The sequence below is a fragment of the Novosphingobium sp. genome (genome assembly GCF_039595395.1).
In the GTDB taxonomy this organism is placed as follows: Bacteria; Pseudomonadota; Alphaproteobacteria; order Sphingomonadales; family Sphingomonadaceae; genus Novosphingobium.
Window position 1 is genome coordinate 2,523,302 of record NZ_JBCNLP010000001.1, and the last position, 26,514, is coordinate 2,549,815.

A 26,514-nucleotide genomic window follows, 5' to 3' on the forward strand; every position below is an offset into this window, starting at 1 on the left:
TTAGAGCCGCGCCAAATCGCTTCATAAGGATCCAAACCCTATGCGCCCATCCGGCCGCGCCGCAGACGAAATGCGCAGCATCGAGATCGTGACCAACTTCACCAAGCATGCCGAAGGCAGCGTGCTGGTCAGCTTCGGCGACACCAAGGTGCTGGTCACCGCCAGCGTGGAAGAGCGCGTGCCCCCCTTCCTGCGCGGCAAGGGCGAAGGCTGGGTGACGGCGGAATATTCGATGCTGCCCCGCGCCACCCACACGCGCGGCCAGCGCGAAGCCGCCAAGGGCAAGCAGAGCGGCCGCACGCAGGAAATCCAGCGCCTGATCGGCCGCAGCCTGCGCGCCGTCACCGATCTGAAGAAGCTGGGCGAGCGCCAGATCACCCTCGATTGCGACGTGATCCAGGCCGATGGCGGCACGCGCACGGCGGCCATCAGCGGCGCCTGGGTGGCGCTGCGTCTGGCCGTCAATGGCCTGATCGCCAAGGGCCTGATCACCGAAGACCCGCTGACCCGCAAGGTTGCCGCTGTCTCCTGCGGCATCACCAAGGGCACGCCGGTGCTGGACCTCGACTATATCGAGGACAGCAGCGCGGACGCCGATGCCAATTTCGTGCTGATCGAGGGCGGCCATATCGCCGAGGTGCAGGCCACTGCCGAGGGCGCGACCTATGACGAGGAAGGCCTGCTGCGCCTGCTGCGTCTGGCCCGCATCGGCTGCGATCGCATCTTCGCCGCTCAGGCCGAAGCGGTCGCCTGACGGATTGGCCCTGAACGGCGGGCGTGATCCCGCCGTTCTTACAGAATAAAACCTCCGGGAGAGATGCATGTCGAGATTGCACGGTCAGTTGGTGATCGCCACGCATAATCCGGGCAAGCTGCGCGAGATTGCCGCGCTGCTGGCCCCTTACGGCGTGGAATGCGTCTCTGCAGGAGACCTCGGGCTGGATGAGCCCGAGGAGATCCACGACAACTTTATCGACAACGCGCTGCTCAAGGCCCGCTACGCGACCGAAAAGTCCGGCCTGCCCGCGCTGGCCGACGATTCGGGTCTTTGCGTGGAAGCCTTGGGCGGTCGCCCCGGCGTCTACACCGCCGACTGGGCCGAGCGCCACTGGTACGAAGGCCCCGAAGGCCGCGACTGGTTTATGGCCATGGGCAAGGTCGAGGGCCTGCTGTGCGAGCAAGGCCCCGATGTCGGCCGCGCCGCCCATTTCGCCTGCGTGCTGGCCATCACCTGGCCCGATGGCGTCCATGCCGTCTATGAAGGCCGCGCCGATGGCAAGCTGACCTGGCCGCCGCGTGGCAAGCTGGGCTTCGGCTTCGACCCCGTGTTCGTGCCGCTGGGCTATGAGCAGACCTTCTCCGAACTCGACCCCGCCGAGAAGAACCGCATCAGCCACCGCTCCAACGCTTTCGCCAAGCTGGTGGCCGACCAGTTCGGGTGATATTTAAAGGCCTATGGCGCGCGCACTCTACATCCATTGGCCCTTCTGCCTGAAGAAATGCCCCTATTGCGACTTCAACAGCCATGTCCGCGATGGGGTGGATCATGAGCTGTGGCAGCGCTCCCTACTGGCCGATATGGAACGCGAGGCCGGGATTGCCGGCGGCGAGACGCTGACCAGCATCTTTTTCGGCGGCGGCACCCCTTCCTTGATGCCGCCCGCCCTGGTGGCCGCCCTGCTGGAACGCGCGGAGCAGCTTTGGGGCTTCGATCCGGGCATAGAGATCACGCTGGAAGCCAACCCCTCCAGCGTGGAGGCGGCCAAGTTTGCGGCACTGGCCAGCGCCGGGGTCAACCGCGTGTCGCTGGGCGTGCAGGCGCTGGATGACAAGGTGCTGAAATTCCTTGGCCGCCTGCATGGTGTGGATGAGGCGCTAGCCGCGCTGGATGTGGCCCAGCGCCATTTCGCCCGCACCAGCTTCGATCTGATCTACGCCCGCCCGAACCAGAGCATGGCAGACTGGGAAGCGGAACTGACCCGCGCCCTTTCCTTCGGCACCGATCACCTCTCGCTGTATCAGTTGACCATCGAGCCGGGCACCCGCTTCGAGCGCCTCGTGCGCGATGGCGCCTTCGCCCCGCTGGAAGACGATCCCGCGGCGGACCTCTTCACCCTCACCCGCCAGATCACGGCAGCTCACGGCCTGCCCGCCTATGAGGTGAGCAACCACGCCCGCCCCGGCCAGCAGAGCCGCCACAACCTCGCCTACTGGCGCTATCAGGATTACGCCGGGATCGGCCCCGGCGCGCATGGTCGTCGCCATGCGACCGCCACCACGCGCCACAAGAAGCCCGAAAACTGGCTCTCGGCCATCGAGGCCCAAGGCGATGGCATTCAGGAAGCCCGCCAGCTCTCCATCCGCGAACAGGCTGCCGAGGCCATGTTGATGGGCCTGCGTCTTGCCGAGGGCGTCGATCTGGCAGCGCTTTCCACGCGTTTTGGTTTGTCACCCGAAGAACTGGCCACCCCGGCCCGCCTTGAACTGTACGAACGCCAAGGTCTGGTCTGGAACGAAGGCCCCCGCATCGGCGTTACCGAGCCCGGCATGCTAGTGCTGAATGCGCTGATCGGCGAACTCGTCCCCACGGAACTGGTGGTGTGAGCGACGAACCGGAGCAGTCTCTCGCCCGCCGCGCCGACCTGCTGGCCGCATGGACCGCTCACCTCGCCCAGAACCGCCGCCGCAGCCCGCACACCGTCCGCGCCTACACCGCCACCGCCGCCCGCCTCGTCCACGCCACCGGCGCCGAGGACTGGGCCACGCTGGCCGAAATCGAGGCCTCCAACCTGCGCGCCCATCTGGCCGACCGTCGCGCCGATGGGCTGGGCAACGCTTCGGCCGCGCGCGAACTCTCCGCCCTGCGCGCCTTTCTCACGTTCGCCCGGCAGCAGGCCGGTGACCCGACCCCCGCCCCGCCCCGCCTGCGCGGGCCACGCCTGAAGAAAGGCCTGCCCCGCCCCGTCACCCCCGACGAGGCCATCAACCTTGCCGACACCGTCGAGGAAGACGCCACCGCTCCATGGATCGGCGCTCGCGACCGCGCTGTGCTGATGCTGCTTTATGGCGGCGGGCTGCGCATTGCTGAAGCGTTGTCGCTGACCGGCGGTGTGCTCCCCATCGGCGAAGCGCTGCTGGTCACGGGCAAAGGCAACAAGCAACGCCTTGTGCCGATCCTGCCTGTCGTTGCGCAGGCCGTGGCCGATTACGCCATGGCCTGCCCCTGGCCGATCACGCGCGATGGCCCGCTGTTCTTCGGCGCTCGCGGTGGGGTGCTGAACCAGGCGCTGGTGCAAAAGGCCGTCCGCCGGGCGCGGGGGGCGTTGGGGTTGCCGGATACCGCCACGCCTCACGCCTTGCGCCATTCCTTTGCGACGCATCTGCTGGGGGCCGGGGCGGATCTGCGGTCTCTGCAGGAATTGCTGGGGCATACCAGCCTTTCGTCCACCCAGATCTACACCAAAGTGGATGCGGCGGTTTTGCTGGATGCCTATCGGGCGGCGCATCCAAGGGAACAGGGTTAAGAAGCAAAGGACAATGCGAGGGTGTTACACCCTCGCGCTCCCATGAATGTCTACGTTGCGCCTCGGGTTCAACCATAAAGCAAGGTTGCAGCGCCGCAGGCATAAAATGATTGCGGCTTCGCCGCTTTAGCGCAGCGTCGATACGAAGCGCAGGTCAATGCATTAACGGGGGTGCAGGGGGCGATGGCCCCCTGCTTTCATCCTTACTTCTTCATCTCTGCCACGCGAACCTCGATCGCATCCCAGATCAGCCCGGCGACATCCACACCATCGAAACGCTCGATCGCCACGATGCCCGTGGGCGAGGTCACGTTGATCTCCGTGAGCCACTCACCGCCGATCACGTCGATGCCCACGAAAGTCAGGCCGCGCTTTTTCAGTTCCGGGCCAAGGACGCGGCAGATTTCCTGTTCGCGCTCGGTCAGTTCGGTTGCCTCGGCACTGCCACCCACGGCCAGATTGCTGCGGAACTCGCCCGCGCCGGGGCGGCGGTTGATGGCGCCGGCCACCACGCCATCGACCAGCACGATGCGCTTGTCGCCCTTGGACACGTCGGGGAGGAAGGGCTGGACCATATAGGGCTCGGGCCACATCTGGCTGAAGACCTCCACCAGCGCGCCGAGGTTGTCGCCACTGGCGGGCACGCGGAACACCGCCTTGCCGCCATTGCCGTGGAGGGGCTTGATGACCAGATCGCCGGAGTAGCCCTTGGCGACGAGGCGCTGTTGGAAGCTGCGCACATCCTCGATGCGGCGGGCGACCAGCGTGGGCGGCATAAACTGCGCGAAATCGAGAACGAAGACCTTTTCGGGCGCGTTGCGCACCTGCTCGGGGTCGTTGACGACCAGCGTGCGGCCTTTCAGCTTTTCGAGGATATGCGCGCCGGTGATATAGCCCAGATCGAAGGGCGGGTCCTGGCGCATCAGCACCACATCGACGTCTTCGGCCAGATCCAGAGTCTGGAACGCGCCCAGCGTATAGTGGCTCTCGCCCTTTTCGGCGGGGCGCTGCACCGTCACGGGCGCGGCCCATGCCGTGACCTTCGCGGGCCCATCGCCCAGCGAGTCCCAAGCCAGCGTGCCCACATCATAGTACCACATCGCGATCCCGCGCGCCTGCGCCGAAAGCATCAGGGCAAAGGTGGAATCGCCCGCGATGTTGATGCCGGAGAGCGGGTCCATCTGGACAGCGACGCGCAAACTCATGAGGTACTCCTGAAAATCAGACAGATGCGCTTACGGCATCCACGCATTGGGGATGTGGTATGGATCATGGCCGGGCGCAAGAAGGATGACGTCGATCCGCATATCCGCGCCATCGGGCACGAAGCGCGGAGCCAGCAGCTCGGCGGCCATGGCAACGCGGGTGAGCCGCTTCTGATCGATAGCGTCGACATGGGCTTCGGCCTTGGCGCGCCATTTGACTTCGGCAAAGACGGTCAGCCCTTCGCGGTGGGCAATCAGATCGACCTCGCCGCGCGGTGTCTTCACCCGGCGGGCGATAATCTCGAAACCCAGCCCTTCCAGAAACAGCGCGGCCTCATCCTCGCCCCGGCGCCCACGCGCCTCGGCGGCGATGCGGTTGGCCTGACCGCGCCAGTCGGTCATTTCAGACGCATCGCCAAGGCGTAGAGTTCCTTGCGGTCCAGCCCGGTTGCCTTGGCCACGGCGGCGGCGGCCTGACTGGCCTTGGCATGCTGCAACTCGGCGCGCAGCATGGTTTCGGCATCCTCCATGGTCGCCTGCTTCGCCACCGGGGGGCCAATCAGCAGCACGATCTCGCCCTTGGGCGGATGGGCGCTGTAATGGGCAATCAGCTCTTCGGGTTGGCCGCTGCGGCATTCCTCGAACATCTTGGTCAGTTCGCGGGCGACTGCCACCTCGCGCCCCGGCAGCACCTGGGCAATGGCCGTCAACGAATCGATCAGGCGCGGAGAGGTTTCGTAAAAAATCAGCGTGGCGGGCACGGCGCCCAGCTCGGCCAGAGCATCGCCCCGCGCCTTATCTTTCGATGGCAGGAACCCGGCAAACAGAAACCGGTCAGACGGCAACCCCGACAGCGTCACCCCCATGATCGCCGCGCAAGGCCCCGGCAGACTGGTCACCGCGATCCCCCGCTCGCGCGCCTCACGCACTAGGCGATAGCCCGGATCGGACACCAGCGGCGTACCCGCGTCGGACACCAGCGCCACCGGCTCGGCACTCATCAGCGCCAGCAGTTTTTCGCGGGCATTTTCATCGGCATGATCGTCGTAACGGATCAAACGCTGTTTCAAACCAAGATGTTGCATCAACCGCCCGGTTATCCGAGTATCCTCACAGGCCACCGCTGACACGCCACGCAGTATCTCCACACCGCGCATGGTGATATCGCCGAGATTGCCAATGGGCGTGGCCACAATGTAGAGGCCGGGGGTAAGGCGCTGATCCATGGCGCCCCCCATGGACCATGGGCATGGGGAAGGACAAGCGATGTTCAACATTGGGGCGCAGATGACGCAGAATTCCAACCGTATCACCGCCGCAAGCTGGACCCGCCGCGCGATGGCCATCGGCCTTTCCGCCACGCTGGCGGCCTGTACCGTCATTCCCAAGGGGCCCAAGGCTCCGCCGCCTCCGCCTCCGCCGACCCAGGCTCCGCCACCCGCCAACCTGCCCAACGACACCGACCGGCATCGCGTGGCCCTGCTGGTGCCACAGGGCGGACCCAATGCTGCGGCGGGTCAGGCGCTGGCCAATGCCTCGACCATGGCGCTGCTGGATATGAATGCCAGCAACCTGCGCATCACCACCTATGACACCTCGACGGGCGCCGCCGCTGCGGCTTCGAAGGCCTTGGCCGATGGCAACCGCCTGATCCTCGGGCCGCTGCTGGGCGAGGATGCCAGCGCGGTGGCGCAGGTGACCCGCGCCTCGCATGTGCCGGTGGTGTCCTTCTCGAACGACTACACCGTGGCGGGCGGCGACACCTTTATCATGGGCACCATCCCGGCACAGTCGATCACCCGCGTGGTTCGCCATGCCAAGGGGCTGGGCGTCACCCGCTTTGCTGCTCTGGTGCCGCTGGGCCTCTATGGTGAGCGGGCCTCGACCGCCATGGTCAATGCCGTGCGCAACAGCGGCGGGCAGTTGGTGGGCATCGAGACCTATGGCCGCGATCCAGCTTCCATCGCCGCAGCCGTGCGCAAGCTGAAGGCCCATGGCGCCTTTGACGCCGTGCTGGTGGGTGATACGGCCCGCGCGGCGGCTCAGGCCGCGCCTTTGCTGAAGGCAGGCAAGCCGACGATGCGCATCCTCGGCACCGAATTGTGGAGCGGCGAGGCCCTGCTGGCCCGCACGCCCGCGCTGCGCGGTTCGCTCTATGCCGCGCTGTCGGACACGCATTTCCGCCAGTTTTCCGACCGCTATCACACCCGCTATGGCGAGGCGCCCTACCGCATCGCCACCATGGGCTATGACAGCGTGTTGCTGACGCTGCGCATCGCGCGCGAATGGCAGCCGGGCCGCCCCTTCCCCACCCAGCGTCTCTATGACAAGGGCGGCTTTGCGGGCACCGACGGCATCTTCCGCTTCAACAGCACCAATGTCATCGAACGCTCGCTGGAGATACGCGAGGTGAAGGCGGTTCCGGGCAGCACGACCAGCAACACCGTGCCGGTCGTCAGCCCGGCTCCGGCCCGTTTCGACGACTGAGGAAAAAGGCAGTTTGCGACTTGCGCGCGCGGCTTCGTGCGCGTTATGTTCGCATCCATGTCAGACAGCACGCCCGACGATCTCTTCGAAGCTCCCATCGGCCCCAGCGGCGAGACCTATGACGGCAGCGCCATCGAGGTGCTGGAGGGGCTTGAACCCGTCCGCCGCCGCCCCGGCATGTATATCGGCGGCACGGATGAGCGCGCGCTGCATCACCTCGCCGCCGAAGTGCTGGACAACGCCATGGACGAGGCGGTGGCAGGCTATGCCAACCGCATCGAATTCGTGCTTGAGGAGGCGCCGGGCACGCCCGGCCGCCTGACCATCATCGATAATGGGCGCGGCATCCCGGTAGATGAGCATCCCAAATTTCCCGGCAAATCGGCGCTGGAGGTGATCCTCTCCACGCTGCATTCGGGCGGAAAATTCTCGGGCAAGGCCTATGCCACCAGCGGCGGTCTGCATGGCGTGGGCATCAGCGTGGTGAACGCGCTTTCCACACTGACCCGCGTGGAGGTGGCGCGCAACAAGGAACTGTTCGCTCAGGAATTTTCGCGCGGTATCACGCAGGGGCCGTTGCAGAAGATCGGCGCGGCGCCCAACCGGCGCGGAACCAGCGTCTCTTTCACGCCGGACCCGGAAATTTTCGGGGCGGATGCCAAATTCAAGCCCGCGCGGCTGTTCAAGCTGGTGCGCTCCAAGGCGTATCTGTTTGCCGGTGTGGAAATCCGTTGGAAATGCGCACCCGCGCTTGCCAGCGAGGATGTGCCCGCCGAGGCTACCTTCCAGTTCCCCGGCGGTCTGGCCGACCATCTGGCCGAACAGACGGCGGGGCGCGAATGCGTCACCACCCAGCCTTTTGCCGGTTCGCAAGACTTTCCTGGCGAAATGAACGGTCGCGTGGAATGGGCGATCGCCTGGCCGGTGTGGTCGGAAGGCGCCTATTCCTATTACTGCAACACCATTCCCACCCCCGATGGCGGCACCCATGAGCAAGGCCTGCGCGCCGCGCTGACCAAGGGCATCCGCGCCTTCGGTGAACTGACGGGTGTGAAGAAGGCCAAGGATATCGCGCCCGAGGACATCGTCACGGGCTGCGAGGCGATGCTCTCGGTCTTTATCCGCGATCCGCAGTTCCAGAGCCAGACCAAGGACCGCCTCACCAGCCCCGAAGCCGCGCGCATGGTGGAAAACGCCATCCGCGATCACTTCGACCATTACCTCACCGACAATATGGAGCGCGGCAAGGCGCTGCTCGGTTATGTGATGGAGAAGATGGACGAGCGCCTGCGCCGCAAGGCCGAGCGCGAGGTCAAGCGCAAGACCGCCACCAACGCCCGCAAGCTGCGCCTGCCCGGCAAGCTGACCGATTGCAGCGGCGAAGGCAGCGGCGAGACCGAACTCTTTATCGTCGAGGGCGACTCGGCAGGCGGCAGCGCCAAGCAGGCCCGCGACCGCAAGACGCAGGCGATCCTGCCGATCCGGGGCAAGATCCTGAACGTCGCCAGCGCCACGCTCGACAAGATCCGCGCCAATCAGGAAATCGCCGATCTGTCGCTGGCGCTGGGCTGTGGGCTGCGCAAGGACTGCAACCCCGACAATCTGCGCTATGACCGCATCGTCATCATGACCGACGCCGATGTCGACGGCGCGCATATCGCCACGCTGCTGATGACCTTCTTCTTCCAGGAAATGCCCGAGGTCGTGCGCCAGGGCCATCTCTACCTCGCCCAGCCGCCGCTCTACCGCCTGACGGCCGGCAAGGAGAGCGCCTATGCCCGCGATGACGCCCATCGCGCCGAACTGGAGAAGACCAAGTTCAAGGGCAAAAAGGTCGAGGTCGGACGCTTCAAGGGTCTGGGCGAGATGAACCCCCAGCAGTTGCGCGAAACCACGATGGACCCGGCCAAGCGCAGCCTGGTGCGCATCACCCTGCCGCCCGAGTATGAGGCGCGGGCTCAGGTCAAGGATCTGGTGGACCGGCTGATGGGGCGTAACCCGGAGCACCGGTTTATGTTCATTCAGAACCGGGCGGGTGAGCTGGACCCGGATTTGATCGACGCCTGATTTTTGGGGTTTAAGAAAAGAGGAAAATGCGAGGGTGTTACACCCTCGCGCTCCCATGTTTTGTCGGCCTTGGCGCTAAGGGTTCAGCCTCGCGCAACGTCGCGGCGCCGCAGGCAGAATGATTCCGGCTGCGCCGCTTAAAGATGATGCGCTGCTCAAGACATTAACGGGGGTGCAGGGGGCGATGGCCCCCTGCTTTCATCCCTTCAAACCTTCCAAGGAACAAGCCCCTTACCCAAGCATTCACCATCAGGTGCAAGCAAGACGGAGGCTGCGAGTTCCATGAGCATTCTGATGTGGATTTTGATCGGCATCGTCGTCGGCTGGCTGGCGGGGCTCATCATGGGTGATGACGGCGGGCTGTTGGTCAATTTCGTCGTCGGCATTGCGGGGGCCTTTATCGGCGGGCTGATCTTCTCGCGCGGGAACATCAACAATTCCGGGCTGACGGTTTCCAGCTTCAGCGTCTCGCTGATCGGCGCGGTAATCTTGCTGGGCGGCGTCAACCTGCTGAGGCGCGGCAGAGTACGATGAAGCGTTGACCTGAGGGGCCAAGACCATCAGACTGCCTGCCGGATCATTCAGAGCAGCAGGTTTTATCATGGCATATCAAGGGCAATGCGCATGCGGGGCGGTAACGGCAACCATCCCCGCGGAGCCTGTTACCGTGCGCCAGTGCTGGTGCCGCGATTGCCAGCGGATTTCAGGCGGCGGCCCGACGCATAATGCCATTTTCCCGGTCGAGGCCGTGGTGCTGAAAGGCGAGTTGGGCAGCCATGGCCATACCGCAGCCAGCGGCAACACGCTCACCAAGCATTACTGCCTGAGCTGCGGTACGCCGGTCTATGCCACCAGCTCGGCGCGCATGCATTTGCAGACCTTCCGTCTGGGTTTTCTGGCAGATGGCCATGGTTTGAGGCCCTCGGCGGCGATCTGGACCGACAGCGCGCCGGATTGGGCCTATATCGATCCCACTCTGGAGCAATGGGCCGCTCAACCTCCGGCACCGGCTATGCCGCCGCAAGACTAAACGCCCCTATACAGATCGCGCAGATCCGGCTGGCGGTGGAGCCTATACCCCACCGCCGGATTGGCGAATTTCTGCTCTTCGGCTTTATGTATGCGGCGGTTGGCAGCGATATGGCACGGGTGTGGCGGATCTTCGATTTCCGCTTCACCACATCCCCCTCATGCAAGGCGAGCCGCTGGCAGGCGGTGGCGATCCACGCCAATTTCTCACCCATCACTGGCTGCCCGATCCGCGGCTGCTGCCGATGTATATCTCCTCCGTGCTGGTGGAAGGATTCCACCAGCGAGAGGATCAATAGAGCAGCAGATCGGCGATCTCTTCACGCCATGCCGTTTCGTCGTGGGCCGCCAAGGCGTCCAGATCGGCAGGCGTGCTATGCGGATTGTCCACCCATTCGCGCAGAGCCGGGCCGCCATTGATCACATCGATGGCGAGGCGGGTGAACTCATACTCATAGGGGAAGTCGCGCCAGATCGGGTAATCCGGGTAAAGTCGGCGGATTGCCTTGAAAGCCAGCGCCTGCAGGCGCCAGGGGCGGAAAGCGCGATGGTCGTAGAAGCTTCCCTCGGCATGCACCATCAGCGCACTGCACAGCTCCCCCGCATGCTTGTGGAAGGTGGGCGTAAACCAGCACTCGCGGATCGCGCAGCCCGCCAGCCACTCCGGCGCGAAGGCCTGCATCTCGACCAGCACGGCCTTGGCATCGACATCCGGCGCGCCGAACAGCACTTCCAGAGGCCGCGTCGTGCCGCGTGCTTCCGACAGCGTCGCGCCCTCGATCATCACCGTGCCGGCATAGGCGCGGCCCATATTGACGCTGGCGGCATTCGGGCTGGGGTTGATCCAGATCCGGCTCTCGGGCCAGCCAAAGCCGGGGCCTTCGGGCTGCCAGCCCTGCATCCCGATCACGCGGTAATCGACATCCAGCTTATAGTGGCGGATAAACCAGTGGCCCATCTCGCCCAGCGTCAGCCCGTGGCGCATCGGCATCGGCCCGGCGCCGACAAAGCTCTCCTGCCCCGGTATCAGCGTGGTACCCTCCACCGGACGTCCGGCGGGGTTGGGGCGATCGAGCACCCACACGCTCTTGCCGGTCTGCGATGCGGCCTCCAGCAGATAGAGCAGCGTGGTCACAAAGGTGTAGATGCGGCAGCCCAGATCCTGAAGATCGAACAGGAACACATCGGCTGTGTCCATCATTGCCGGGGTCGGACGACGCACCTCGCCATAGAGGCTGAACACCGGGATACCGAGCGCGGGATCGACCTCATCCAGCGTCTCGACCATATTGTCCTGCTTGTCGCCCTTCAGCCCGTGCTGCGGGCCGAAGGCGGAGGTCAGCGTGATGTCCTCGCAAGCCGCCAGCGCATCGAGCGAATGGCGCAAATCCGCCGTCACCGAGGCGGGATGGGCCACCAGAGACACACGCTTGCCCTTCAGGGGCGCGCGCAGGGCAGGGTCGGCCAGCAGCCGGTCGATACCGAAGAGAACATCCGTCATGGATGCTGCGCTGCCCCAAGCGGCAGAATGAAGCAAGAGGGTGCATGGAAATCAGGCTGACCCGAGGCATGCGCCAGCGCCCAATAGCTTTTATGGCCGCCCTCTTCCTCGATCACGGCGGTCAGGCTGGCGTGCGAGGCCCCCGGCAAAAGATTGCCGGGCAAAGTGACGGTCAGCGCGAAATCCTCCGCCACCGTCACCGCCATCTGCGGCACGGCCAGAGGCAGGTTACGCATCCCGCTGCGATAACCGTCGAAACCATAGGCAGCCCAATGACCCGAGGGCGAAAAATTGAACTCGCGGTAACCATGGGCGTCATCCAGAAACAGCTCGAAACAGCTGGTCTTCCAGAGGCCATCGGTCGGCGCGGGCCGATCCACGCGCGCCGGGATCACCAGACGCGCCGCGCCCTCCACGTGCCAGCGCAGGATCAAGGCCCCTTCGCCCTCTTCCCACGTCACATGCACCGCCCTCACCGCCAGAGCAGGCGTATCGGGATGGCAGATCAGGCTATACGTTCCCAAGCGCGTTTCTCCATGCTAGGCGACGCCCCTTACTCAAGAGGGTATCATGACCGAATACAAGTCCGACCTGCTGCGCCTGCTCTCCGAGCGGGGTTATGTCCACCAGATGACCGACGCGCACGCGCTCGACGCGCTGGCCGAGAAGCAGATCGTGACGGGCTATATCGGCTTCGATCCCACGGCGGCATCGCTGCATGTGGGGTCGCTGGTGCAGATCATGCTGCTGCGCCGCATGCAGCAGGCCGGCCACAAGCCCATCGTGCTGATGGGTGGCGGCACCGGCAAGATCGGCGACCCCAGCTTCAAGGATGAAGCGCGCAAGCTGATGACCGACGAGATCATCGCCAGCAATGTCGCCTCGATCCGCCGCATCTTCGAGCGTTTCCTGACCTTTGGTGACGGCCCGACCGACGCCATCATGGTCGACAATTCGGAATGGCTCGACAAGCTGGGCTACATCTCCTTCCTGCGCGAGGTGGGCCAGCATTTCAGCGTCAACCGCATGCTCAGCTTCGACTCGGTGAAGCTGCGCCTGGACCGTGAGCAGTCGCTCAGCTTCCTCGAATTCAACTATATGATCCTGCAGGGCTATGACTTCCGCGAGCTGGCCAAGCGTTTCGACTGCCGCCTGCAGATGGGCGGTTCGGACCAGTGGGGCAACATCGTCAACGGCATCGAACTGGCCCGCCGCATGGACGGCAAGGAAGTCTTCGGCGTCACCACCCCGCTGCTGACCACCGCCGACGGCCAGAAGATGGGCAAGAGCCTCAATGGCGCGGTGTGGCTGAACGAGGACGCCCTGCCCGCCTATGATTTCTGGCAGTACTGGCGCAATGTCGACGATCGGGATGTGGGCCGCTTCCTGCGCCTCTTCACCGATCTGCCACTTGATGAAATCGCCCGTCTGGAAGCCCTGCCCGGCAACCAGATCAACGATGCCAAGGTGGTGCTGGCCAATGAGGTCACCGCCATGGCCCGTGGCCGCGAAGCCGCGCAAGCCGCGCAGGCCACTGCCGCAGCCACCTTTGCCGGTGGCGGCCTTGGCGCCGATCTGCCGACCTTCGCCGTGCCTCCCGGGGGCATCACCATCACCGACGCGCTGGTCGGCATCGGTTTTGCCGCGAGCCGTGGTGAAGCCAAGCGACTCATTGCCGGTGGCGGCGCGCGACTCGATGGTGAATCGGTTTCAGACGATACACAGCTTGTTAACCTGTCTTCTGGGGAAGTGCGGATTTCCGCGGGTAAAAAGAAGCACGGGATTCTGAAACCGGCGTAAACGTGCCGCTTATGCGGCAAACCGGTGCCGGTTTTACCAAATCTTGGGGCTTGTGGGGGATAATGCCCCCACATCTCTCCAGGATAAGGAAAAACGGAATATGGTTGGCGGAGCGCAGCTATCGGTCACAGAATTGCGGCGTTCGGCCCGCCACCCGGTCAGCCATCGGGTGATGGGCGAACATCGCAGCCTTGGGGATCTGTCGCTGCAAATTTCCAACATCTCGGCGCATGGCTTTATGGCGTCGGGCGAAGTCCCGCTTTCGCGCGGTGAACGTGTGATCATCCGCCTGCCCAAGGTCGGCCGCATCGAGGCCCATCTGATCTGGGCCACAGAGGATCGCGCAGGCTTCCAGTTCGAGCGGATCATCCGCCTCGACGATTTCACCGCGATGATCGACGCCATCTCGCCCAGCCCGCGCAGCCGTCGCGGCACACCTTTGCCGCCTCCGCCGCTGCGCTGAACTTAAAGACCATACCCTCAAGGCAGGACCAAAGCCCAAGGTGCCGGATGAGGCCCTTGGCAAAGCGGCTTTGGCCTGCCATGCGGTTGGCTTGTGACTGATCAGCCCCGCTCGCCCGCCCATATCCCTGATTATCGCCGCTTCTGGCTGACGCGCTTCTGCAGTTGGCTGGCCGGTGGCGGCATGGCGGTGATCATCGGCTATCAGCTCTATGATGTGGCCCGGCAGGACTATCACATGTCCATCGCCAAGGCCTCGTTCCAGCTTGGCATCATGGGCTTTTGCCAGTTCGTGCCGATGTTCCTGCTCTCGCCGGTGGCGGGCGTGATCGCCGACCGGTTTGACAAGCGCAATGTCGGGCTGATGGCGATCGCGGTCGATCTGGTGGTGGCCGGTTCGCTCTGGGCCGCAACCGGCCTCCATGCCCTCAGCCTGCCGCTGCTGTTCGGATTGGGCGCGCTGCATGGGCTGGCCCGCGTGTTTATCGGGCCTTCGGTGGGATCGATGGCGCCTTTGCTGGTGCCGCCTGCCTTGCTGCCGCGCGCCGTTGCGATGAACTCCATGGCGATGCAACTGGCGACCATCATCGGCCCGGCTGGCGCGGGCCTGCTCTTCGCCGTGCATCCCACAGCACCCTATATAGGCGCTGTCATCCTGCTGGCGATCGGCTTTCTCAGCATGGCGGGCCTGCGCCGCCTGCCGCCGCATCCCGGCAACCGCGACCAGCATCCCGTCCGCCAGATCGCCGAGGGCTTCACCTTCGTGTGGAACAACCGCTTTCTGCTGGGCTGCATCACGCTGGACCTTTTCGCCGTGCTGTTCGGCGGAGCAACCGCGCTGCTGCCGGTCTTTGCGCGCGATATCCTTCATGCCGGCCCCGAGGGGCTGGGCCAGATGCGCGCGGCAACCGCCGTGGGGGCCTCGCTGATGGGCATCGTGCTGACGGCGCGCCCGATCTCGCAGAATGTGGGCGTGAAGATGCTGGTGGCGGTCGGCGTGTTCGGGGCGATCACTGTCGCCTTCGGGCTTTCGACCAATTACTGGCTTTCGCTCGGTCTGCTCTCGATGCTGGGCGCGGCGGACATGATCTCGGTCTTTGTGCGCAGCACGCTGGTGCAGCTTCACACACCCGATGAAATGCGCGGACGGCTGAGCGCCATTTCCGGCCTCGCCATTTCCGCATCGAATGAACTTGGCGAGATGGAATCGGGCCTCGCCGCCGCGCTGTTGGGGGCAACGGGCGCGGTGGTGATGGGGGGCATCGGCGCCATGGCAATCACCGTGCTCTGGGCGGTGTTTTTCCCGCAAATCCGCCGCGCGCGGACCTTTTCCCCCCACCTTGAACAAGGTTGACCTCCATGAGCATCTCCCTCATCCCCCACACCTATCACGATGGCGACACCGTCTTGACCGGCCACCTTGGCAAGCCCGAGGGCACGCCGCGCGGCCTGATCATCATCTACCCCAACATCGCCAACATGAATGCCGCTGTCGCCGCGCGCGCCAGCCAGCTTGCCGGTGACGGCTATCTGGTGCTGGTCGCCGATTTCTATGGCGAGCCGGTCAAGGACTTCGCCTCCTCGCATCCGATGGGCAACGCGCTGCGCGCCGATGTCGATGTCTATCGCGCCCGCATCCGTGCCGCTCTGGCCGCCGGTCGCGCTCTGGAGGGTGCCGAGGGGCTGACTGCTGCCGTCATCGGCTATTGCATGGGCGGACAGGCCGCGCTGGAACTGGCACGCGAGGGCGGCGAGATCGCTGCTGCCGTCAGTTATCACGGCCTGCTCACCACCAACCGCAAGGCTGAGGCCGGCGCCATCAAGGCCAAGATCCTGGTCTGCCACGGCGACGCCGATCCGCTGGCCACCCGCGAGCAGGTCTCCGCCTTCTGGGAAGAAATGGATCAGGCCGGCGCCGACTGGCACTTCCACGCTTACGGCAAGGTCAAGCACGGCTTCACCGACCCCGAAAGCGACAATCGCGGCAATCCGGCGGTGCTGGGCTACGATGCGGCGGCGGACCGCGCCAGTTGGGCGGCCACCACCGATCTGTTCGACTCGATCTTTACGAAATGACTTACTCGGCGACGGGCACCAGCTCGTCGCCCTCCAGCTTGCGGTAGAAGCAGCTCACGGCACCGGTGTGGCAGGCAGGGCCGGCCGGGGTGACGATCATCACCAGCGCGTCCTGGTCGCAATCGACGCGAATTTCCTGCACCCGCAGCACATGGCCCGAGGTTTCACCCTTCATCCACTGACGCCCGCGCGAACGGGAGTAGAAATGGGCAAGTCCCGTTTCGCGCGTCTGGTCGAGCGCCTCCTGATTCATGAAGGCCACCATCAGGATCTCGCGGCTGAGCGAATCGACCGCGATCGCGGTGAGCAGGCCCTTGTCATCAAAACGGGGCAGGAAAGCGCGGCCCTTCTCGCGCAATTCGGCATCGGCGCCGGTCATGATTGTTCTTCCTTGTCTCTTCGGCAGCGCATGCCGAGCTTTGTTGCACGATAACCACAGATGCGGGCCAAAATCCACACGAAGAGGACGCGCCTCTTTATCTTTGCCCGATTTGAGCCGATCACGTCTCCACGGCCTTGAGGGAGGCCGCACACCGACAGGTGCCTCAACTGGCAGGAACCACCCACCAAGGGAACGGTCCCCGGATGAAGCCAAGCGCCACGGTTCAGGGAAAATGATCGCAAAGCGATCGCATGACCAAGCGTCGTGAGGCGGCGTCTGATCGAGACTGCAAGGCAGCCGATCAGATCCGCTGCCAAACGATGAATGACACAACAGGCGTAACGGATGGAACAGGGGCCATCCGTTAGCTGCGAAAGCGCCGCAGGGACGCTGGATCGCCGCCTCCATGTTTCGTCACGTGAGCGCCCGAGGACCAACCTCGGGCGCTTTCGTTTTATCCTCGCCAGTCGCTTGAGTTTCTTCGGCGGGGCGATGCGAAGGCATCGCCATCACCCGCGCAAAGCAGGCGATCTCCACCGAACGCGCGCTTGCCGCCAACAGGGCCTCGATGCAGGCATCGCTGGTTGCCCCGCTGGTCAGCACATCGTCCACCAGCAGCACCGAAAGCCCGCGAAGATCGCGCCCCGGATGAGAGCGGATCGCTCCTTGAAGCGCCTGCGCCCGCTCGGCCCGACTCAGCCCTCCGAGCGAAGGCGTGCGCCGGTGCCTGACCAGCGCATCGACCATAAGCCTGCCCCCGGTCAGAAGGGCCAGTTCGCGCGCCAACAAGGCCGATTGGTTGTACCCACGCCGCCACAGCCGCCAGCGATGCAGGGGCACCGGCACGATCACCTCATTGCCGGAACGCGGCCGAGGCAGCCGCGTGGAGATCATCCGCGCCATCATCGCAGCCAATGCAATCTGCCGCCCATGTTTGAAGCGCAACACCAATTGCCGCGAGCCTGCATCATAACAGGTCGCCGCCGTAATCCCGCCATGGCGCGGCGGCTCGGCCTCGCAGGTGGCACAACGCATTTGTCCGGGTTGAAACAAAGGCATGGCGCAAAGATCGCAAGCCGGTTGGCCGGGAAAGCTCAACTTCCCCCAACAGGCGCCGCACAGCCCGTCATGCCCGGCCAGCACCGCGCCGCATAACGGACAACGCAGCGGAAAGACCGCGTCGATCATCGGCGCCAACGCCTGTGTCAGCATAAGACCTCCCCACGATGGCCTGCGATCGCATGCTAACCGACACACCACGCCGCGCAAGCCTTGCGCTGAGGCCCGCCACGCGGCAGGGAGGCGCCCATGACCTCGCCCACCACGCCCCCTGCTCCGCCGCGTATCTTCTCGCCTGCCCGCCGTGCCGCCGTGCGCCGCCGCATGCAGGCCCTGCAGACAAGCGAGGGTGCGGCCCGCTGGCTGGCTGAAGACCGGGTGGAAGATGTGCTCGACCGCCTGTCCTTCCTGCGCCATAGCCCTGGGAAGGCGCTGGTGATCGGCGATGAAGGCGGTCTGCTGGCGCCTGCTCTGGCGGCGCAGGGCGTTGAGGTAACGCTGGCTGATGTGTCCGCGCGCGATGGTGTGCTGGCGCTGGATGAAGAGGCGCCCTATCCCGTGAAGGGCTTCGATCTGATCGTCAGCCTGGGCACTCTGGACACCGTGAACGATCTGCCGGGAGCGCTGATCCATCTGCGTCATGCGCTGGCACCGGGCGGACTGGCGCTGATCAGCATGATGGCGGCGGGCAGCCTGCCGGTGCTGCGCTCGATCATGCTGGAGGCCGATGGCGAGCGCCCCGCCGCGCGCCTTCACCCGGCGGTCGATGTGCGCAGCGGCGCGCAATTGCTCCAGCGCGTCGGGCTGGCCAATCCGGTGGCCGATGCGCGCGGGCTGGATGTGCGCTTTGGCTCGCTGGGCGCTTTGGTAAGCGATCTGCGGGCCCAGGGACTGGGCGCCGTGCTGGCCGATGCCGCGCCAGCCTTGAACAAGGCGGCACTGGCACGTGCTCAAGCAGCCTTTGCGCAGGCCGCCGACGCGCAGGGCCGCGTGACCGAGCATTTCGAAATCCTGACGCTTTCCGGTTGGCGCGCTTAGCGCGCGGGGCCGGCTGGCGCGCCTAGCGCTTGGGGCGGGCTCGCGGGCCTAACCGGCTCGTAACGCCGCCTGAGCCGCCGCCAGACGCGCCACCGGCACGCGATAGGGCGAGGCCGAAACGTAATCGAGCCCCTGCGCCAGACAGAAGGCGACCGAGGCCGGGTCAGCGCCATGCTCGCCGCAGAGGCCCAGTTCGAGGTCGGGGCGGGCCGCCCGGCCCTGCTCGCGCGCCAGAGCGATCAGCGCGCCCACGCCGGCCTCATCCAGCGTGATAAAAGGATCGGCGCCATAAATGCCGCGATCGACATAGCGGCCCATAAAGCGCGCCGCATCATCGCGCCCCATGCCCAGCGTGGTCTGGGTGAGATCATTGCTGCCAAAGGAGAAAAACTCCGCTTCGCCCGCCAGCGTGCCCGCCATCAGCGCAGCGCGGGGCACCTCGATCATCGCGCCAAGGCGCCATGACAGGGTCAGTCCTTGCGCGTTGAAGACATCCTGCGCGATGGTCTCCACCTGCACACGGATGGCTGCCAACTCTGCGGCAGAGCTGACCAGCGGCACCATCACCTCCAACTGCGCCGGGGCATGGGTCTGGGCAGCCTCGCAAGCCGCTTCGAACAGGGCGCGCAGTTGCATGGCGTAAAGCTCGGGGTAGGCGATGCCGAGACGGCAGCCGCGCAGGCCCAGCAGAGGGTTGAACTCATGCATTTCGCCAGCCAGACGGCGCAGCTTGTCGAGGCCAATATCAAGGCTCTCGGCCAAAGTAGCCATATCTGCCTGACTTTCGGGCAAAAAGCCGTGCAGCGGCAAATCCAGCAGGCGGATCGCGACAGGCAGCCCCGCCATATCCTGAAAGATCTGCCGGAAATCATCGCGCTGGAGGTGGAGCAGATGGTCCAGTGCCTTTTGCCGCGCCCTGGCCTCCGGAGAGAGGATAAAGCGTCGCATCGCGTCGATCCGTTCGGCCTGGAAGAACATCGGCTCGGTGCGGCACAGGCCCACGCCCTGCGCGCCGAACTGCCGGGCGACAAGGCATTCGGCAGGCGTATCGGCATTGGCCCGCACGCCAAGATGGCGCCCGGTTTCGGCCATCACCTGATCGGCCCAGCCCATCAGCACGGCGAAATCACCCACCAGTTCGGAGCGGGTCAGGGGCACGCTGCCCGCCATCACCTCGCCGGTGGTGCCGTCGATGGTGATGGTGTCACCCTCGCGCATCTGCCGCCCGCCGATGGAGAGGCTGCGCTTGGCGGCATCGATCGAGATCGCCGCCGTCCCCGTCACGCAGGGGCGGCCCATGCTGCGGGCCACCACGGCGGCGTGGCTGGTCATGCCGCCGCGTGCCGTCAGGATACCGACAGCGGCATGCATGCCATGAATGTCCTCGGGGCTGGTTTCGACGCGGACGAGAATGACCGCCTCGCCGCGTTCGGCGCGCCTTTCCGCCGTTTCCGCGTCCAGCACGATGGCGCCTGAGGCCGCGCCCGGAGAGGCAGGCAGGCCCTTCGCGAGCAGATCGCGCGGGGCATCGGGGTCGAGCGTGGGGTGAAGCAATTGCGCCAGCGCCATGGGCTCGATGCGCAGCAGGGCTTCCTGCTGGGTGATCAGCCCCTCGCCGACCATATCGCTGGCCATGCGCAGGGCGGCGGCGGCGGTGCGCTTGCCGCTGCGGGCCTGAAGCACCCAGAGGCGCCCCTGCTCGACGGTGAATTCGATGTCGAGCATGTCGCGGAAATGCTCTTCCAGCTTGGTAAACAGGCCGGTAAGCTGGGCGAAGGCCTCGGGCATGGCCTCTTCCATGCTGAGCGGTTTGGCGCCCGCCGCCTCCCGCGCGGCGCGGGTGAGATATTGCGGGGTGCGCAGGCCTGCGACCACATCTTCGCCCTGCGCGTTGATCAGCCATTCGCCGAAGCATTGGCGCGCGCCGGTTGTGGGGTCGCGGGTGAAGGCGACGCCGGTGGCGCTTTGCTGGTCGCGGTTGCCGAAGACCATGGCCTGCACCGTCACCGCCGTGCCGAGGCTGGCGGAGATGCCGTTCAAGCGGCGGTAGGTGCGGGCGCGCTCGCTGTCCCAGCTGTCGAAGACGGCGGCGATGGCGCCCCAGAGTTGTGCATCGACATCCTGCGGGAAAGGCGCGCCGGTTTCGGTTTCCACGATGCTCTTGTATTCGGAGACCAGCGCCTTCCAATGTTGCGCTTCCATCTCAACATCGGTGAAGAAGCCATTGTCTTCCTTGGCGATTTCCAACGCGTCCTCGAAGAGGTAATGGTCGACGCCCAGCGCCACATCGCCATAAATCTGGATAAAGCGGCGGTAGGAATCCCAGGCGAAACGCGCATCGCCCGAGGCTTTGGCCAGCGCCTCGACCGTCACATCGTTGAGGCCCAGATCGAGAACCGTATCCATCATCCCCGGCATCGAGACCGAGGCGCCCGAGCGCACCGAGACCAGCAAGGGGGTGACGGGATCGCCGAAGCGGCGCCCGGTGGCAGCCTCCAGATGGGCAATGCCCTGCGCAACCTGAGCGCGCAGATCGTCATCGATCAGGCGGTCGCCCCCGGCGTAATGGGCGCAGATTTCGGTGGAGATGGTGAAGCCCGGCGGCACCGGCAGGCCGATGGCGGCCATTTGCGCCAGATTGGCGCCCTTGCCGCCGACCACGGCCTTCTCTTGCGCGCGCGGATCGACCGACTGCGCATCGCCGCCGAAATGGAAGACGAACTCACCCACTCAGGCCATACCTCCCTGCCCGGCCATCCCCTGCCCCATGCCTTGCCCGGTGAAGGGAGGCATGGGAAAGAGGCTCGCGCCGAGGGTCAGCCTTCGATCCGCGAGAAATCGGCGACCTTGTGGACCGCGCCCCGGAAGGCGTCAAGCAAGGCGAGGCGTGCCGACCGTTTGGCCGGATCGGCATCGTTGACCGTCACCGTGTCGAAGAAGGCGTCGATGGGCGCGCGCAGGGTGGCCAGTGCCGCCATGGCGCCGGTGAAGTCCTCGGCCTCAACAGCGCTGGCGGCTTTGGGGCCGGCGGCGGAGAGGGCTTCGATCAGCGCCTTTTCATCGGCATCGGGGGCGGGGTTGGTGGCGTCCTTGTCCCAGCCCTTCTTCTCCTCGGCCTTGAGGATGTTGGCGGCGCGCTTGTAACCGGCGAGCAGGTTGATGCCATCCTCGCTGGCGACAAAGGCCTGCAGCGCATGGACGCGGGCGAGCAGGCGGACCAGATCGTCCTCTCCGCCAAGGGCGAAGACGGCGTCGATCAGATCGTGGCGGACGCCCGCTTCCTTCTGCTGGACCTTGAGGCGGTCGGCGAAGAAGGTGAGGAGGTCTTCAAAAGTTGCAAGCAGCCGCTCCAAAACTCGGGGCGACGCATAACCCACTCGGATTTTCAATCGAGTGTAATCATCACTATCGACGATATGGCTTTCGTCCTGCACTGGCATCGGCGACGGCTTATGAAGCAATTCTTCAAGCCACGGCTGCCACCCAGAACCTTGCTTCACAGCCTTCGCTCGGGAAATGGCCGCCTGAAGCCAAAACCAAAATGCTTCTTCCAAACGAAACTTCGCGTCGGCGGAGGCAATGAGGCGGACGATGGCCAACGCAGCACGCCTCAACGCAAAAGGATCTTTCGATCCTGTAGGCTTTTCATTGATGATGAAAAAGCCAAACAGTGTATCGAACTTGTCCGCTAGCGCTATACACACGGCCTCTCGTGCGGTGGGCACATCGTCGCCCTGCCCGACAGGCTTGTAATGATCGCGGATGGCATCGGCCACCACATCGCCCAAACCTTCGGCGCGGGCGTAATAGCCGCCCATCAGGCCCTGAAGCTCGGGGAACTCGCCCACCATTTCGGTGACCAGATCCGCCTTGCACAGTGCCGCCGCCTGACGCGCCAGCACCGGATCGGCGCCCGGCACAATCCCTTCCGCCGCCAGCCATTCGGCCAGCTTGGCGACGCGCGCGACCTTGTCGGCCACGGTGCCCAGCTTTTCGTGGAAGGTGATGCGCTCCAGCTTTTTAGCCTGCTCCGCCAGCGGCACCTTGCGGTCCTGCTGCCAGAAGAAGCGCGCATCCGACAGGCGCGCAGCCAGCACCTTGCGGTTGCCCGCCACGATGCCCTCGCCGCCGTCGCTCGCCGCGATGTTGGCGGTGCAGACGAAAGCGTCAGCCAGCTTGCCATCGGCGTCGCGGCAGATGAAGTACTTCTGGTTGACGCGGGCGGTGAGCTGGATCGTCTCGGGCGGCACTTCGAGGAAGGCCTCGTCGAAGCGGCCCAGCAGCGGCACCGGCCATTCGGTGAGGCCCGCGTTCTCCACGACCAGCCCTTCGTCCTCGACCAGCGTCAGGCCAGCATCGGCGGCAACCTTGGCCGCGCCGCTGCGCACGATGCCTTGGCGCTCCTCATGATCGACCAGCACATGCGCGGCGCGCAGCTGATCGGCATAGGTCTCGGCACTCTCGATGGCGATGGCGCCATGCGAATGGAAGCGATGCCCCATGGTCTCGCACCCGGCGACGATGCCGCCGACTTCGCACTCCACCACGGCGCCATCGAGCAGCGCGATGATCGCCTGCAATGGGCGTACCCAGCGCAGGCTCTCGGGCGACAGCGAGGCGGCGCCCCAGCGCTGCGACTTGGGCCAAGAGAACCCGCGCACGATGGCGGGAATGGCCTCGGCCAGCACATCGGCGGTGGCGCGGCCCGGCTTTTCGGTGATGGCGAAGTACACGCCGTCACGCTCGGTCAGTTGCTCCTTGGTCAAACCCGTCTTGCGCAGAAAGCCTGCCAACGCCTGTTCAGGCGCGGAGGTTTTCGGCCCCTTTACCTCTTCGCTGACGGCTTCGGTGGCCACGGGCAGGTCGCGCGCGATCAGCGCCAGACGGCGCGGCGTCGACCACACCGTCAGCGAACCCACCGACACACCGGCAGCGCTCAAGGCGCCACGGAACAGCTTTTCCAGTTCGGCACGGGCGCCGGCCTGCATGCGCGCCGGGATTTCCTCGCTGCGCAGTTCGAGAAGAAACGTGCTCACTTGCTCCACCCCGGAAATTTCTCGGCCCATGCGGCCTCATTCTTCTCGATCCATGCCTGGCAGGCGCCCTTGGCCAGATCGCGCACCCGGCCCATATAGCTGGCGCGCTCCTGCACGGAGATCACGCCGCGCGCCTGCAACAGATTGAAGAGATGCGAGGCCTCGATCGCCTGATCATAGGCGGCCAGCGGAATATCGGCCTCGATGCAGCGCTTCGCTTCAGCCTCGGCGGCGGCGAAGCCCTTGAAGAGCGAATCCGTGTCGGCGATCTCGAAGTTGTACTTCGACATCTCCTGCTCATTCTTCAGGAAGACGTCGCCATAGCTGACGCCATCATTGTTGAAGCGCAGGTCGTACACGCGGTCCACGCCCTGAATGTACATCGCCAGACGCTCCAGACCATAGGTCAGCTCGCCCGCGACGGGCTTGCAATCGAAGCCGCCCATCTGCTGGAAATAGGTAAACTGCGTCACCTCCATGCCGTCGCACCACACTTCCCAGCCCAGACCCCAGGCGCCCAGCGTGGGGCTTTCCCAGTCGTCTTCCACAAAGCGGATGTCATGCGCCAGCGGATCGACCCCGATGGCGGCCAGCGACTGCAGATACAGCTCCTGCAGGTTTTCCGGCGAGGGCTTCAGGATCACCTGATACTGGTAATAGTGCTGCAACCGGTTGGGGTTTTCGCCATAGCGGCCATCCGTCGGGCGACGACTGGGCTGCACATAGGCAGCCTTCCACGGCTCCGGGCCCAGAGCGCGCAAGGTGGTGGCGGGGTGAAACGTACCCGCGCCCACGCGCATGTCATAGGGCTGCAGGATCAGGCAGCCCTGTGCGCTCCAGAAATTGTGGAGGGTCAGGATCATGTCCTGAAAACTGAGTGGTTGTGTGCCGGAATGTTGCGCGCTCATGGGGCTAGGCCTTTGACGCAAGCGCCCGCGCCGGTCAAGACACGCGCAAGCTTGCGGATATTATCCAAAGATCAACCATGCCGGGCAATCGACAGAAGCGAAATCGCCATTATACGCTTGCAGTCATGAACTTGCTCCTGCGCCCGATCTTCGCCCTGCTGGCCCTGCTGACCGCCCTGGTGGCACCGTTCGCTCAGGCCGAGACCCAGCGCCTGCCCACGCCTCAGCCCAAGCGGCAGGTGGCGGTGCCTGCGCTGGTGCGTCCGGCCCTGTGGCGCGTGCAGCGCGGCAAGAGCGTGATCTATCTCTTCGGCACGGTCCATGCCCTGCCCAAGGATGTGCCCTGGATGGACGGCAAGGTGGCCGACATCACCGAGCATGCCGACACGCTGGTGACCGAGATCCTCGACAAGGACCCGGCGGCCATGCGCAGCGTGGTGATGCAGACGGCCATGATGCCTCAGGGCCAGACACTGCGCGGCAAGCTTTCGCCCAAAAGCAAGGACAAGCTGGAAAAGGTGCTGGCCGCCGATGGCCTGCGGCCCGCCGCCTTCGATGCCTTTCGCCCCTGGTATGCGGCGGTGGCGCTCTCCACCCTGCCGCTGATGAAGGCGGGCTATGATCCCACCAATGGCGTGGATGTGACACTCTCGGGCCGTTTCAAGGATGCGGGCAAGCCGCATGAGGCACTCGAAACGCCCGAATATCAGCTTGGCCTGTTCAACAAGCTGCCGGAGGATGCCCAGATCCGCTATCTGGATGAAGTCCTGAAAGATGCCGACAAGATCCCCGATGAACTCGCCAAGATGATCAACGAGTGGAAGGCCGGTCACGCCGACGAGCTGGCCCGGCTGATGAATGAGGATGAGAGCGATCCGGTGCTGCTCAAGCTGCTGCTGATCGACCGCAACAAGGCCTGGGCGCGCTGGATCAGGGCGCGGCTGGCCAAGCCGGGCACGGTGCTGCTGGCGGTGGGCGCGGGCCATCTGGCGGGCAAGGGCAGTGTGCAGGATCAGCTCGCCGCGATGGGCATCAAGGTGACGCGTGTCCAGTAAGCCGTTCTGGCGGAATGCTGTTGGTCTGGCGCTGGCGCTGCTGGCGGGGGCTTGCTCGCGCACCGATCCGGCCAATCCGGCGTTGTGGCATGTGGAGGGCCCCAACGGACAGCAGGCATGGCTGTTCGGTACGATCCACGCCCTGCCCCGCCCTGTCGCATGGCGCACAACGCGCGTGGAGGCGGCGCTGGGGCAGGCCAACCTGCTGATGGTGGAGATCGCCGACCTCAACAATGACGGGGCAACGCGGGCCATCTACAACCGCCTCGCCCATTCCCCCGGCCAGCCGCCGATCGACGGCAGGGTGCCTGACAATCTCCGCCCTGCCCTGAACCAGTTGCTAGGCAAGGCCGGTTTGAAACCTGACAGTTTCAGCGATACCGAGACATGGGCCGCCGCTTTGCTGCTGGGCCATGCCGCTCAGGGCGATGCCGAGGATGCCGCCAATGGCGTGGACCGCGCCCTGCTTTCGTCCAACCACCTGCCTGTCAGCGAGTTCGAAGGCGCGCAAAAGCAACTCAGCCTGTTCGACAGCCTGCCCGAGAACGCCCAACGCACCATGCTGGCCAGCGTGATCGAGAGCGCGCCCAAAGCACCGGAAGACACCAAGGCGCTGGAAGAAGCATGGCGGCGCGGCGATATGGGCTGGATCGGGGCGCAGACGTCATCCGGCATGCTGGCCGATCCGGTGCTGCGCAACCAGCTGTATCTGGGCCGCAACCATGCCTGGCAAACCGCCATCACCTCTGCCATGGCGCGTGGGCAAAAGCCCTTCGTGGCCGTCGGCGCCGCCCATATGGCCGGGCCCGATGGGCTGCCCGCCCTGCTGGCGGCCAAAGGCTATCGCGTCACGCGGGTGGAATAGCGCGCGTCGAAGCCCTCTGG

At 65.1% G+C, this 26,514-nt stretch carries 25 protein-coding genes; 15 read left to right on the forward strand and 10 right to left on the reverse strand.

Annotated features, from left to right (window positions below; genetic code table 11):
* Positions 1-40 precede the first annotated feature (40 nt).
* The 4 genes from rph to ABDW49_RS11735 all read left to right on the forward strand — a co-directional run bounded on the left by rph (position 41) and on the right by ABDW49_RS11735 (position 3,524).
* Positions 41-754 (forward strand): ribonuclease PH, encoded by a 714-nt coding sequence (gene rph, locus ABDW49_RS11720; RefSeq protein WP_206240312.1) that lies wholly within the window; start codon positions 41-43, stop codon positions 752-754.
* Between the two features lie 67 nt (positions 755-821).
* Positions 822-1,442: an RdgB/HAM1 family non-canonical purine NTP pyrophosphatase gene (gene rdgB, locus ABDW49_RS11725; RefSeq protein ID WP_343612081.1), complete on the forward strand. Its 621-nt coding sequence runs from the start codon at positions 822-824 to the stop codon at positions 1,440-1,442.
* A gap of 13 nt (positions 1,443-1,455) precedes the next feature.
* Positions 1,456-2,604 carry a radical SAM family heme chaperone HemW gene (gene hemW / locus ABDW49_RS11730; protein ID WP_343612083.1) on the forward strand — a complete coding sequence of 383 codons (1,149 nt, stop codon included), beginning with the start codon at positions 1,456-1,458 and terminating at the stop codon, positions 2,602-2,604.
* Positions 2,601-3,524 (forward strand): tyrosine recombinase XerC, encoded by a 924-nt coding sequence (locus ABDW49_RS11735; RefSeq protein WP_343612084.1) that lies wholly within the window; start codon positions 2,601-2,603, stop codon positions 3,522-3,524. The genes hemW and ABDW49_RS11735 overlap by 4 nt, the downstream gene beginning before the upstream one ends.
* Positions 3,525-3,727: 203 nt before the next feature.
* On the opposite strand, the gene gshB is transcribed toward ABDW49_RS11735, so the two are convergent.
* Genes gshB through rsmI form a run of 3 tightly spaced genes read right to left on the reverse strand, consistent with a single transcriptional unit; the run spans position 3,728 to position 5,955 of the window.
* On the reverse strand, positions 3,728-4,729 hold the full coding sequence (gshB, locus tag ABDW49_RS11740; protein WP_343612085.1) for a glutathione synthase: 1,002 nt from the start codon (positions 4,727-4,729) through the stop codon (positions 3,728-3,730).
* A gap of 30 nt (positions 4,730-4,759) precedes the next feature.
* Entirely contained in the window at positions 4,760-5,131 is a 372-nt protein-coding gene (locus tag ABDW49_RS11745; RefSeq protein ID WP_343612087.1) for a YraN family protein, read from the reverse strand.
* Positions 5,128-5,955 carry a 16S rRNA (cytidine(1402)-2'-O)-methyltransferase gene (gene rsmI / locus ABDW49_RS11750; protein WP_343612089.1) on the reverse strand — a complete coding sequence of 276 codons (828 nt, stop codon included), beginning with the start codon at positions 5,953-5,955 and terminating at the stop codon, positions 5,128-5,130. The genes ABDW49_RS11745 and rsmI overlap by 4 nt, the downstream gene beginning before the upstream one ends.
* 40 nt (positions 5,956-5,995) lie before the next feature.
* Here rsmI and ABDW49_RS11755 point away from each other — a divergent pair, with 40 nt between their 5' ends.
* The 4 genes from ABDW49_RS11755 to ABDW49_RS11770 all read left to right on the forward strand — a co-directional run bounded on the left by ABDW49_RS11755 (position 5,996) and on the right by ABDW49_RS11770 (position 10,313).
* Entirely contained in the window at positions 5,996-7,216 is a 1,221-nt protein-coding gene (locus ABDW49_RS11755; RefSeq protein ID WP_343612091.1) for a penicillin-binding protein activator, read from the forward strand.
* 57 nt (positions 7,217-7,273) lie between these two features.
* Positions 7,274-9,283, forward strand: a complete 2,010-nt coding sequence (parE, locus tag ABDW49_RS11760) for a DNA topoisomerase IV subunit B (RefSeq protein WP_343612093.1) — start codon at positions 7,274-7,276, stop codon at positions 9,281-9,283.
* Positions 9,284-9,565: 282 nt separating this feature from the next.
* Entirely contained in the window at positions 9,566-9,817 is a 252-nt protein-coding gene (locus ABDW49_RS11765; protein ID WP_343612095.1) for a GlsB/YeaQ/YmgE family stress response membrane protein, read from the forward strand.
* A 67-nt stretch (positions 9,818-9,884) separates the two neighbouring features.
* Entirely contained in the window at positions 9,885-10,313 is a 429-nt protein-coding gene (locus ABDW49_RS11770; RefSeq protein ID WP_343612097.1) for a GFA family protein, read from the forward strand.
* A gap of 291 nt (positions 10,314-10,604) precedes the next feature.
* Here ABDW49_RS11770 and ABDW49_RS11775 read toward each other — a convergent pair whose 3' ends face one another.
* Together ABDW49_RS11775 and ABDW49_RS11780 are read right to left on the reverse strand one after the other, a co-directional pair.
* The gene (locus ABDW49_RS11775; protein ID WP_343612099.1) at positions 10,605-11,813 is read right to left on the reverse strand and encodes a DUF1343 domain-containing protein; all 1,209 of its coding nucleotides are present in this window, start codon (positions 11,811-11,813) and stop codon (positions 10,605-10,607) included.
* A complete protein-coding gene (locus ABDW49_RS11780; protein ID WP_343612101.1) occupies positions 11,810-12,337 on the reverse strand; it encodes a DOMON-like domain-containing protein in 528 nt (175 codons plus the stop codon). The genes ABDW49_RS11775 and ABDW49_RS11780 overlap by 4 nt, the downstream gene beginning before the upstream one ends.
* A 46-nt stretch (positions 12,338-12,383) precedes the next feature.
* On the opposite strand from ABDW49_RS11780, the gene tyrS reads away from it, so the two are divergent.
* From tyrS to ABDW49_RS11800, 4 genes are all read left to right on the forward strand, one after another.
* On the forward strand, positions 12,384-13,613 hold the full coding sequence (tyrS, locus tag ABDW49_RS11785) for a tyrosine--tRNA ligase (protein WP_343612103.1): 1,230 nt from the start codon (positions 12,384-12,386) through the stop codon (positions 13,611-13,613).
* A 100-nt stretch (positions 13,614-13,713) separates the two neighbouring features.
* On the forward strand, positions 13,714-14,076 hold the full coding sequence (locus ABDW49_RS11790; protein ID WP_343612105.1) for a PilZ domain-containing protein: 363 nt from the start codon (positions 13,714-13,716) through the stop codon (positions 14,074-14,076).
* Between the two features lie 93 nt (positions 14,077-14,169).
* Positions 14,170-15,429: an MFS transporter gene (locus ABDW49_RS11795; RefSeq protein ID WP_343612107.1), complete on the forward strand. Its 1,260-nt coding sequence runs from the start codon at positions 14,170-14,172 to the stop codon at positions 15,427-15,429.
* A gap of 5 nt (positions 15,430-15,434) precedes the next feature.
* Positions 15,435-16,151: a dienelactone hydrolase family protein gene (locus ABDW49_RS11800; protein ID WP_343612109.1), complete on the forward strand. Its 717-nt coding sequence runs from the start codon at positions 15,435-15,437 to the stop codon at positions 16,149-16,151.
* A 1-nt stretch (position 16,152) separates the two neighbouring features.
* Here ABDW49_RS11800 and hisI read toward each other — a convergent pair whose 3' ends face one another.
* The gene (hisI, locus tag ABDW49_RS11805; RefSeq protein ID WP_343612111.1) at positions 16,153-16,530 is read right to left on the reverse strand and encodes a phosphoribosyl-AMP cyclohydrolase; all 378 of its coding nucleotides are present in this window, start codon (positions 16,528-16,530) and stop codon (positions 16,153-16,155) included.
* 417 nt (positions 16,531-16,947) lie between these two features.
* Positions 16,948-17,793, reverse strand: coding sequence for a ComF family protein (locus ABDW49_RS11810; RefSeq protein WP_343614261.1), 846 nt, complete (start codon positions 17,791-17,793; stop codon positions 16,948-16,950).
* A 48-nt stretch (positions 17,794-17,841) separates the two neighbouring features.
* Between ABDW49_RS11810 and ABDW49_RS11815 the strand changes: the two genes are divergently transcribed.
* Complete coding sequence (locus ABDW49_RS11815) at positions 17,842-18,630, forward strand: class I SAM-dependent methyltransferase (RefSeq protein WP_343612112.1); 789 nt, start codon at positions 17,842-17,844, stop codon at positions 18,628-18,630.
* Between the two features lie 48 nt (positions 18,631-18,678).
* On the opposite strand, the gene ppdK is transcribed toward ABDW49_RS11815, so the two are convergent.
* The 3 genes from ppdK to ABDW49_RS11830 form a co-directional block, all read right to left on the reverse strand.
* Complete coding sequence (ppdK, locus tag ABDW49_RS11820; RefSeq protein WP_343612114.1) at positions 18,679-21,360, reverse strand: pyruvate, phosphate dikinase; 2,682 nt, start codon at positions 21,358-21,360, stop codon at positions 18,679-18,681.
* An 86-nt stretch (positions 21,361-21,446) separates the two neighbouring features.
* Positions 21,447-23,666, reverse strand: coding sequence for a glycine--tRNA ligase subunit beta (glyS, locus tag ABDW49_RS11825; protein WP_343612115.1), 2,220 nt, complete (start codon positions 23,664-23,666; stop codon positions 21,447-21,449).
* Positions 23,663-24,574, reverse strand: a complete 912-nt coding sequence (locus ABDW49_RS11830) for a glycine--tRNA ligase subunit alpha (RefSeq protein ID WP_206240329.1) — start codon at positions 24,572-24,574, stop codon at positions 23,663-23,665. Before ABDW49_RS11830 ends, glyS begins: the two co-directional genes overlap by 4 nt.
* Before the next feature lie 125 nt (positions 24,575-24,699).
* Here ABDW49_RS11830 and ABDW49_RS11835 point away from each other — a divergent pair, with 125 nt between their 5' ends.
* Together ABDW49_RS11835 and ABDW49_RS11840 are read left to right on the forward strand one after the other, a co-directional pair.
* On the forward strand, positions 24,700-25,629 hold the full coding sequence (locus ABDW49_RS11835) for a TraB/GumN family protein (RefSeq protein WP_343612117.1): 930 nt from the start codon (positions 24,700-24,702) through the stop codon (positions 25,627-25,629).
* Positions 25,619-26,494, forward strand: coding sequence for a TraB/GumN family protein (locus ABDW49_RS11840; protein WP_343612118.1), 876 nt, complete (start codon positions 25,619-25,621; stop codon positions 26,492-26,494). Before ABDW49_RS11835 ends, ABDW49_RS11840 begins: the two co-directional genes overlap by 11 nt.
* Positions 26,495-26,514: the final 20 nt, after the last annotated feature.

What these genes read in the sequence shown, in the direction of transcription:
- ABDW49_RS11815 (WP_343612112.1), top strand. Translation starts at nt 17,842, where the DNA reads ATGACCTCGCCCACCACGCCCCCTGCTCCGCCGCGTATCTTCTCGCCT.
- gshB (WP_343612085.1), bottom strand. Translation starts at nt 4,729, where the DNA reads ATGAGTTTGCGCGTCGCTGTCCAGATGGACCCGCTCTCCGGCATCAAC.
- ABDW49_RS11775 (WP_343612099.1), bottom strand. Translation starts at nt 11,813, where the DNA reads ATGACGGATGTTCTCTTCGGTATCGACCGGCTGCTGGCCGACCCTGCC.
- parE (WP_343612093.1), top strand. Translation starts at nt 7,274, where the DNA reads ATGTCAGACAGCACGCCCGACGATCTCTTCGAAGCTCCCATCGGCCCC.
- hisI (WP_343612111.1), bottom strand. Translation starts at nt 16,530, where the DNA reads ATGACCGGCGCCGATGCCGAATTGCGCGAGAAGGGCCGCGCTTTCCTG.
- ABDW49_RS11770 (WP_343612097.1), top strand. Translation starts at nt 9,885, where the DNA reads ATGGCATATCAAGGGCAATGCGCATGCGGGGCGGTAACGGCAACCATC.
- hemW (WP_343612083.1), top strand. Translation starts at nt 1,456, where the DNA reads ATGGCGCGCGCACTCTACATCCATTGGCCCTTCTGCCTGAAGAAATGC.
- rph (WP_206240312.1), top strand. Translation starts at nt 41, where the DNA reads ATGCGCCCATCCGGCCGCGCCGCAGACGAAATGCGCAGCATCGAGATC.
- ABDW49_RS11790 (WP_343612105.1), top strand. Translation starts at nt 13,714, where the DNA reads ATGGTTGGCGGAGCGCAGCTATCGGTCACAGAATTGCGGCGTTCGGCC.
- ABDW49_RS11745 (WP_343612087.1), bottom strand. Translation starts at nt 5,131, where the DNA reads ATGACCGACTGGCGCGGTCAGGCCAACCGCATCGCCGCCGAGGCGCGT.
- rsmI (WP_343612089.1), bottom strand. Translation starts at nt 5,955, where the DNA reads ATGGATCAGCGCCTTACCCCCGGCCTCTACATTGTGGCCACGCCCATT.
- ABDW49_RS11755 (WP_343612091.1), top strand. Translation starts at nt 5,996, where the DNA reads ATGTTCAACATTGGGGCGCAGATGACGCAGAATTCCAACCGTATCACC.
- ABDW49_RS11800 (WP_343612109.1), top strand. Translation starts at nt 15,435, where the DNA reads ATGAGCATCTCCCTCATCCCCCACACCTATCACGATGGCGACACCGTC.
- ABDW49_RS11830 (WP_206240329.1), bottom strand. Translation starts at nt 24,574, where the DNA reads ATGAGCGCGCAACATTCCGGCACACAACCACTCAGTTTTCAGGACATG.
- rdgB (WP_343612081.1), top strand. Translation starts at nt 822, where the DNA reads ATGTCGAGATTGCACGGTCAGTTGGTGATCGCCACGCATAATCCGGGC.
- ABDW49_RS11835 (WP_343612117.1), top strand. Translation starts at nt 24,700, where the DNA reads ATGAACTTGCTCCTGCGCCCGATCTTCGCCCTGCTGGCCCTGCTGACC.
- ABDW49_RS11765 (WP_343612095.1), top strand. Translation starts at nt 9,566, where the DNA reads ATGAGCATTCTGATGTGGATTTTGATCGGCATCGTCGTCGGCTGGCTG.
- tyrS (WP_343612103.1), top strand. Translation starts at nt 12,384, where the DNA reads ATGACCGAATACAAGTCCGACCTGCTGCGCCTGCTCTCCGAGCGGGGT.